Here is a 1,037-nt window from a genome sequence, read left to right as displayed (position 1 = left end):
CATTGAAATACCAACATGGGATAAGTGGCCAACTCAATCCCCAATTTGTAGGGGAACTGATGGGGTTTCCACCGGACTGGTTGGAATTACCGTTTCAAAACACAGAAATGAAAGTATAAAAGGATATGGGAACGCTGTAGTACCAGAATTGGTTTACCAGATTTTTAAAGCAATAAAAAAATACGAATCATTAAACTAAAAAATAAATATGAAAGCAAAACAAACATCAACTAAACAGCCCGAAAATAAAATTATTTCAAAAAAAACATGGCTGGTGGAAGTATCCTTTTTTGATGATGGTTCAAATGGTCTTAAAAGAACTAATGACGGCTTTACTTCATGGGAGTTAATGGGGCTTTTAGAGATAACTAAAAAAGACCTTTTCGACCAACTTGAAAAGCGCGTTACTCCTGATTATATCGAAAGAAAGGTAGTTAAGTAAGTAAAAAAAGGAGAAATGAAAATTAAAACAACGTGCATTAAAGACGGAGAGTTAACCTTTATTGAAGTTGAGGCAACTAAAATTGTTATTCCCGGCTGGGAGGAATACGATTTTTACATACACAGAGAGTATGTGTTTAAGAACTTCCAGTCATATAAAATTTACAAAATAACAGAGTATTTAACGGGGACGTGTGTTAAATCGGTTAAATATAAAAAGGATGCTGTTAAAGAAACCACTGATTTTTTGAATAAAATAGGAAAATCAGCATTTAAGAAAAGAGTTAAGGAAATAATCAAACAATATGGTTTATGAAAGGCTGGACAATGGAATCACTCAATAGAAATAAGTACGAATGCGTAATCGGTATTGATCCCGGAACGCATACAGGCTTCGCAATCTGGTTTCCTAAGTCAAAGACTTTGAGCGAAGTATCTACCTATCAAATCCACCGGGCTTTTGAACTTGTCCTTGACTGTAAAAAGCTGTACGGGGAAAAACTTTTAGTTCGCTTTGAGGATGCGAGAAAGAGAAATTGGTTCGCTGATGCAGGAAGAGAGCAATTACAAGGTGCGGGGAGTATAAAGAGGGATTG

The 1,037-nt window shown here is 35.7% G+C and carries 4 protein-coding genes; all 4 read left to right on the top strand.

The window, feature by feature from the left end:
- On the top strand, window positions 1-199 hold a 199-nt coding region (locus ACQR30_RS03230), incomplete at its 5' end, for a hypothetical protein (RefSeq protein WP_429731178.1).
- Between the two features lie 9 nt (window positions 200-208).
- Entirely contained in the window at window positions 209-442 is a 234-nt protein-coding gene (locus ACQR30_RS03225; protein ID WP_429731175.1) for a hypothetical protein, read from the top strand.
- Window positions 443-457: 15 nt separating this feature from the next.
- Entirely contained in the window at window positions 458-757 is a 300-nt protein-coding gene (locus ACQR30_RS03220; protein WP_429731172.1) for a hypothetical protein, read from the top strand.
- A partial coding sequence (locus ACQR30_RS03215; RefSeq protein ID WP_429731169.1) for a hypothetical protein occupies window positions 754-1,037 on the top strand: 284 nt, incomplete at its 3' end. The genes ACQR30_RS03220 and ACQR30_RS03215, both read left to right, overlap by 4 nt.

Source organism: Arachidicoccus sp. (genome assembly GCF_050436765.1).
Lineage (GTDB): Bacteria > Bacteroidota > Bacteroidia > Chitinophagales > Chitinophagaceae > Arachidicoccus.
Note: the sequence above shows the minus strand (reverse complement) of the source record. Positions and strands in the feature narration are given on the sequence as shown.

Coding starts and splice junctions, on each gene's coding strand:
- ACQR30_RS03225 (WP_429731175.1), top strand. CDS start 209: ATGAAAGCAAAACAAACATCAACTAAACAGCCCGAAAATAAAATTATT.
- ACQR30_RS03220 (WP_429731172.1), top strand. CDS start 458: ATGAAAATTAAAACAACGTGCATTAAAGACGGAGAGTTAACCTTTATT.